A 2,479-nucleotide genomic window follows, 5' to 3' on the forward strand; every position below is an offset into this window, starting at 1 on the left:
ATGTTACGGTTACTCCCTGGGTCAAACAGAGTTGAAATGGTGCTGGAGCCGTCATTACCACTGGTTGAAATCATGTACTGCATCCCCTCAACCCCGTTTACTTGCCGCTCAACCAAGGTTGATACGGTATCTTCAACAGTTTGGGCATCTGCGCCAATATAGGTGCTGCTAGTTTGCACCTGAATCGGCGCAATTTCCGGTAAGCTGTTAATCGGCAGCAAGGGAATACAGATGCCACCGACTAGTAAGATCAGCAGGGTGCAAACCGTTGATAAGACAGGTCGCTTGATAAAGGTGTCTGCGATCGACATGATGATTATACGATTTTAGATTTTGGATTTTAGATTTTGGATTGAGAAAGTCCTAAGCTCGACTTTATCCAAAATTAAGAACTCGGTTTTCTTTATCCGGCAAAAACCCTGGCTTTTTGGCAAATACTTTTTCCACGTCAAAGATTATCGATGAAGTGAAAAAAGCTAAACTACCGTCCCACAAAGGTTTTAGCTTAGGTGAGTACGTTACGAAAAAAATGGATAAAGTCGAGCTAAGAGGATGTTTGAAAAGTGGTTGGCTGAGATTTTAATCGAATTATTACCCCCCTTAATCCCCCCTTTATAAGGGGGGAAACAATAAAATCCGGTTCCCTCACGCCACATGCTTCTCCCAAGGGGAGACGCTGCGCGAACAAGTCGGCAAAGCCGCCCAACGCAGTGGCTCCCCTTTACCCGCATTTCTCACAAGCTTGAAATGCAGAGGGGCAGAGGGGCAGAGGGGCAGAGGGGAAAGAACTTGTACAAATCTCTCCCCTGCTCCCCTGCTCCCCTGCTCAAGAGCACAAGGTTTTGAGAGATGTGGTGAGAAATCCGGGTTTATAAGGGGAGGGTTAGGGTGGGGTAAAAAATATTTGACACATTAATCATGAGTTTTCAAACATCCTCTAATTACGAATTACAAATTGGTATTAACTTCTAAGGTTGTGGTTGAACGGGTACGCCATCACGCAGTTTGAGAATGTTAGATACCGCTATGCGATCGCCTGGTTTAATTCCCTCTAAAATGGGATAGCGCTCGTTTTGCACCTCACCCAACTTCACAGGTTTTTGATGCACAACGAATTGCGGCTTTTCCTTGGACTTATCTTCTTCCACCACCTTTTTCTTTGACTTGTCTTCTTCCACCAAATAGACAAAACTCTGTCCACCAATGCGATTCACCACTTGAATCGGAATCAAAATCCCCGGTTGCTGGCTCCAGATAATCCGAGCGCGAACATATTGCCCATCCCGCAATTTGCCATTTGAATTAGCAAATCGAGCTTTCACTAAAATAGATTGGGCAGCTGTACTCACTTGCGGCGCAATAAAGTTAATACTGCCAGTACTTAAACGCTTACCTGTGTTGACATCCAGTAGCTCCACAGGTAATCCTCGACGCAATTGAGCAGCATTGTTAGACGGCACTGAAATTCGCATATCCTGGATATCGTTTTTGGTAATCGTGGTCAAGGTTCCGCCAGTACTCACGTAATCGCCCATCTTGACTGAGAAATCGCCAACGATACCATCAAGTGGTGCAACCACCTGCTTCTGGTTTAAATTTACTTGACTTGAGGCAACTTGAGCCTGGGCTTGCTGGACGTTTGATACTGCCTGATTGACACTTGCTTGGCCTGCATTTACCTGCTTTTTAGCAGCATTTAGGGTAGCGATCGCTGCATCTATGTTGTTTTTAGCAATATCGAGTTCTTGTCGCGCCTGTGCGCCTTCTGTTACAAGCATCTTGGTTCGCTGGAACTGCACTTGCTGTAATTTCACATCTGCTGCTGCTTTAACTTGATCGGCTCGTTTCGCTTCCAGCTGTGCCTGGGCGGTTGTTACAGCCGCACGATTCGAGTTAACCGTAGCAATGGCGCTGGAGACATTGGCTGTAGTCTGATCCAAACTTAAAGACAGAATCGGCGTTCCCTTGGTGACGCGATCGCCACTGGCTACAAATATGCGCTCGACTCGTCCTTGAACTTGCGGCTGAAGCGAAACGCGCTCCTGGGCTTCTAATGTGCCAACAAACTCAGAGGTAGATTGAACTTCGCTCGATTCAACAGTTTGCACCTTAACCGCGAGAGGCGGTGCTTGTGGTGGCGCGGCTTTGCGGTTGCCTAACAATCGCCAGCCGACAAAGCCCCCGCCGCCAATCAGCAGAACCGCCAGTATAACCCAAAGCCATCTCTTGCGCTGTGGAGGCGGTTTAGAAGCGGTTTCCTCAGTACTAATCGGATCGGTAGATTCTGGTGCTAAGACTGAACTAGAGCCGTTTGCAGCACTATTTGTCAGATCAGTAGTTGGCTCGGAAGATACAGATGTAATTGGGCGATCGAGTGACATAAGATATTTAACTCTCTGAATATTTGATTTGTTATAGCGGCTGCCATAATAGTTAGGACAAGTCTGCTATGGATAGCTGTGACAGCCGCTCTCTTAGG

General features: G+C 46.9%; 2 protein-coding genes. Both read right to left on the bottom strand.

Annotation, left to right across the window (positions count from 1 at the left end):
* Window positions 1-311 (bottom strand): efflux RND transporter permease subunit (locus tag ACYTXL_RS23135; RefSeq protein WP_461926770.1); only part of this gene is annotated, 311 nt, incomplete at its 3' end.
* Between the two features lie 657 nt (window positions 312-968).
* The gene (locus ACYTXL_RS23140) at window positions 969-2,381 is read right to left on the bottom strand and encodes an efflux RND transporter periplasmic adaptor subunit (RefSeq protein ID WP_461926771.1); all 1,413 of its coding nucleotides are present in this window, start codon (window positions 2,379-2,381) and stop codon (window positions 969-971) included.
* Window positions 2,382-2,479: the final 98 nt, after the last annotated feature.

Source organism: Nostoc sp., from assembly GCF_054880495.1.

Coding starts and splice junctions, on each gene's coding strand:
- ACYTXL_RS23140 (WP_461926771.1), bottom strand. CDS start 2,381: ATGTCACTCGATCGCCCAATTACATCTGTATCTTCCGAGCCAACTACT.